1 protein-coding gene is annotated in these 4,963 nt (G+C 62.4%); it reads left to right on the forward strand.

Translation table 11 applies throughout. From position 1 onward, the window contains the following. Window positions 1-81: 81 nt before the first annotated feature. Window positions 82-4,963: amino acid adenylation domain-containing protein (locus ACAN56_RS35310; RefSeq protein WP_379148761.1), on the forward strand; the 4,882-nt coding region annotated here is incomplete at its 3' end.

The raw sequence follows: 4,963 nt of genomic DNA on the forward strand, positions 1-4,963 counted from the left end.
TACGGCCGGATCGAGCCGGCAGCGGCGCAGGCATCGTACCCGCTGTCTTCGGCGCAGCGGCGGCTATACGTGCTGCATGAGGTGGAGCCGGAGAGCACGCGGTATAACATGCCGGGTGTCGTGGAGCTAACAGGGAAAATCGATGCGGATCGGCTGGAACAAGCGGTTCGTTCGGTTATCGCTCGTCACGAATCGCTGCGCACGTCGTTCACGTGGATCGACGGCGAACCGCGACAACAGGTGCACGAAGACGTGGCGTTTGAATGGGGATGCCGGGGTGCAGATGAAGCGCATGCGCGGGAACTCACCCGGAGCTTCGTGCGGCCGTTCGCACTGGGTCAGGCGCCGCTGCTGCGGGCCGAACTGTTGCGGCTGGCGGAGGAGCGCCATTGGCTGGTGTGGGACATGCATCATATCGTGTCGGACGGCGTGTCGATGAACCTTCTGGTGTCAGACTTCATGGCGGCGTATGCCGGCGGGGAGCTGGCGCCGCTGCGGATCCAGTACAAGGATTACGCGGTCTGGCAGCAGAGCACGCTCGAGGTGGAGCGGATGCAGGGGCATGAGGCGTACTGGCTGTCGGTCTATGCGGAGGAAGCGCCGGTGCTGGAGCTGCCGGCCGACCGGACGCGTCCGGCGGTGCCAAGCAGTGAAGGCGGGCAGGTTCATGCGCAGATCAGCGCGGACGTAGCCGAGGGGCTGAAGCAGATTGCCGCAGAGACCGGAGCCACGCTGTACATGGTACTGCTGGCTGCCTATAACGTGTGGCTGCACAAGTACACGGGGCAGAGCGACATCGTGGTTGGCACGCCGGTGTCTGGACGGACGCATGCAGATACGGAGCCGATGATCGGGATGTTCGTGAATACGCTGGCGCTGCGCAACGCCCCGTCCGGGGAGAAGCGGTTTATGGACTTTTTGCGCGAAGTGAAGGAGCGGACGCTGGCGGCGTTTGAGCATCAGGACTATCCGTTCGAGGAACTGGTCGAGAAGCTGAACGTACGGCGCGATATGAGCCGCAACCCCATGTTTGACACGATGCTGGTACTGCAGAACATGGAGCAGGCGCGCTTTACCCTGGCGGATGTTGACGTACGTCCGGTCGAGCTGAACCACCGGGCGACGAAGTTTGACTTAACGCTGAACGTCGCGGAGGGCGATCAAGGACTTCAGCTGTTACTGGAATACAGCAGCGCACTGTTCAACGAGGAGACAGCCGGGCGGTACCTGATGCACTTTGTGCAGCTCTTGTCGCAAATCACCGGGCAGCCGGAAGCAAGCATCGGCTCGTATGAGCTTGTCACGGCGGAGGAAAAGCAACAACTGCTGCATACGTTCAACGACACGGCGGCGGAGTATCCGCAGGAAGCGACGATCCACGGTTTGTTCGAAGCCCAGGTGGAGAAGACGCCGGATGCGGTGGCGGCCGTGTACGGGGATCAGCAGCTGACCTATGCGGAGCTGAACGCGCGGGCGAACCAGCTGGCGTGGACGCTGCGCGGGCAAGGTGTGGGGCCGGACCGTATCGTGGCGATCCTGATGGATCGCTCGGTGGAGATGCTCGTCGGGGTGCTCGGCATCCTGAAGGCCGGCGGGGCGTACTTGCCGATCGATCCGGCGCTGCCGGCCGAACGCATCCGGTATATGCTCGGGGACAGCGGCGCGGGGGTACTGCTGATTCAGCCTGGCCTGGATCCATGCGGATTTGAGGGCACGGTGCTGGACCTGGCGGAAGCCGGGCAAGCACCGGCCGGGGTGAATTTCGCACTTCACGCAACGTCGGGCGAGTTGGCGTATGTGATCTATACCTCGGGGACAACAGGAAACCCCAAAGGGGTCATGATTGAGCATCGCTCGGTGGTTAATTTCATCACAGGGATGACGAGAGTGATTCCATTCGCTCCGGTGAAGTCGATTTTATTTGCGACCACACTGTCATTCGACATCTCGGTGGTGGAGACGCTGCTAGCGTTGACGCAAGGCATGCGGGTCGTGGCAGCGAGCGAAGAACAGCAGAAGGACCCTCAGCAGCTGGCGGCGCTGATCGAACGCCAGCGCATTGGCATGGTGCAGATGACGCCGTCGCGGCTGAAGATGCTGTTGTCGGCGGGCTGCGTGGCGTGGCTTGAAGGCGTAACGGAAATACTAGTCGGCGGGGAGGCATGGACGGACGATCTGCTGGCTGATTTGCAAAGCAAATCGAAGGCCGCGCTGTTCAATATGTACGGTCCGACGGAGACGACGATTTGGTCAGCGGTGCGGGAAGCGACCGTCGACCAGACAGTGACCGTCGGGGGGCCGATCGCCAATACGCAGCTGTACATTGTAAGTGACAACCGGCAGCTGCAGCCGATAGGCGTCGCGGGGGAGCTGTGCATCGCGGGGGACGGACTGGCACGGGGTTACTTCAACCGGCCGGAGCTGACGGCGGAGAAATTCGTAGACAACCCGTTCGAGCCGGGGACACGGATGTACCGGACCGGCGATTTGGCGAGATGGCTGCCGGACGGCAATCTGGAGTACCTGGGCCGGATCGACCATCAAGTGAAGATCCGCGGCTACCGGATCGAGTGCGGGGAGATCGAGATGCAGCTCATGGCGCATGCGCAGATCCGCGAAGCGGTGGTCATGGCCTGCGAGGACGAGCAAGGGCAGGCATACTTGTGCGCATATCTTGTAAGCGACGAATCCGTTCCGGTACCGGAGCTGCGGGCGCATCTGGCGGCACAGCTGCCGGATTACATGATCCCGTCCTACTTTGTGGAGCTGGAGAAGCTGCCGCTGAACTCTAACGGCAAGGTGGACCGGAAGGCACTGCCGGCGCCGGACCGGGAGGCGTACAGCGAAGGCTATGAAGCGCCGCGGGATGCACTGGAGACGCAATTGGCGGAGTTGTTCGCAGAGGTGCTGGGGGTAAACGAAGTCGGCATCGGCGATTCGTTCTTTGAGCGCGGCGGTCACTCGCTGAAAGCGATGACGCTGGTGTCGCGCATGCATCAGCAGCTGGCGGTGGAGCTGCCGCTGCGGGAGCTGTTCGCACGCCCGACGGTGAAGGCGTTGGCGGTCTATGTGCGCAGCACGGAGGAAAGCGGCTACGGCCGAATCGAGCCGGCAGAGGCGCAGGCATCGTACGCGCTGTCTTCGGCGCAGCGGCGGCTATACGTGCTGCATGAGGTGGAGCCGGAGAGCACGCGCTACAACATGCCGGGTGTCGTGGAGCTAACAGGGCAGGTGGATGCGGATCGGCTGGAGGAAGCGATTCGCTCGGTCATCGCCCGTCACGAATCGCTGCGCACGTCGTTCACGTGGATCGACGGCGAACCGAGACAACAGGTGCACGAAGACGTGGCGTTTGAATGGGTATGCCGGGATGCAGATGAAGTGCAAGCCCGGGAGCTCGTCCGGAACTTCGTGCGGCCGTTCGCGTTGGATCAGGCGCCGCTGCTGCGCATCGAACTGTTGCGGCTGGCGGAGGAGCGCCATTGGCTGGTGTGGGACATGCACCATATCGTGTCGGACGGCGTGTCGATGAACCTTCTGGTGTCGGACTTCATGGCGGCGTATGCCGGCGAGGAGCTGGCGCCGCTGCGGATCCAGTACAAAGACTACGCGGTCTGGCAGCAGGGTACGCTTGGGGTCGAGCGGATGGAGGCGCATGAGGCATACTGGCTGTCGGCCTATGCGGAGGAAGCGCCGGTGCTGGAGCTGCCGGCCGACCGGACGCGTCCGGCGGTGTTAAGCAGTGAAGGCGGACGGGTATACACCGAAGTGAACGCCGAGACGGCAGAGGCCCTAAAACGAATCGCGGCAGAGACCGGAGCCACGCTGTACATGGTGCTGCTGGCCGCCTATAACGTGTGGCTGCACAAGTACACAGGGCAAAGCGACATTGTGGTCGGGACGCCGGTGTCGGGACGGACGCATGGGGATACGGAGCCGATGATCGGGATGTTTGTGAATACGCTGGCGCTGCGCAACGCCCCGTCCGGGGAGAAGCGGTTTATGGACTTCGTGCGTGAGGTGAAGGAGCGGACGCTGGCGGCGTTTGAGCATCAGGACTATCCGTTCGAGGAACTGGTAGAGAAGCTGAACGTACGGCGCGATATGAGCCATAACCCCTTGTTTGACACGATGCTGGTGCTGCAGAACATGGAGCAGGCGCGATTTGGCCTGGCGGATGTTGACGTTCGTCCGGTCGAGCTGAACCACCGGGCGACGAAGTTCGATCTGACGCTAAACGTCGCGGAGGGTGATCAAGGACTTCAGCTGTTGCTGGAATACAGCTGTGCACTGTTCAACGGGGAGACAGCCGGGCGGTACCTGATGCACTTTGTGCAGCTCTTGTCGCAAATCACCGGGCAGCCGGAAGCAAGGATTGGCTCGATATCGCTTGTCACGGCGGAGGAAAAGCAACAACTGCTGCATACGTTCAACGACACGGCGGCGGAGTATCCGCAGGAAGCGACGATCCACAGTTTGTTCGAAGCCCAGGTGGAGAAGACGCCGGATGCGGTGGCGGCCGTGTACGGGGATCAGCAGCTGACCTATGCGGAGCTGAACGCGCGGGCGAACCAGCTGGCGTGGACGCTGCGCGGGCAAGGTGTGGGGCCGGACCGTATCGTGGCGATCCTGATGGATCGCTCGGTGGAGATGCTCGTCGGGATGCGCGGCATCCTGAAGGCCGGCGGGGCGTACTTGCCGATCGATCCGGATTATCCGGCTGAGCGAATCGCCTATACGCTGGCGGACAGCGGAGCGGAGTGGCTGGTGACGACCCGTGACGTCGAGCTTCGGACACCGGCGCTTCCGTTTGCGGGATGCCGGGTATATGCCTTAGAAACGGAGCTGATGCCGGCGGAGAATCCGCCGCAGGCGACGAAGCCGGAGCATCTGGCCTACGTGATCTATACCTCAGGGACGACCGGAAAGCCGAAAGGGACGATGATTACGCACCGGAACGTGG

The organism is Paenibacillus paludis (assembly GCF_042610515.1).
GTDB lineage: Bacteria > Bacillota > Bacilli > Paenibacillales > Paenibacillaceae > Paenibacillus_AQ.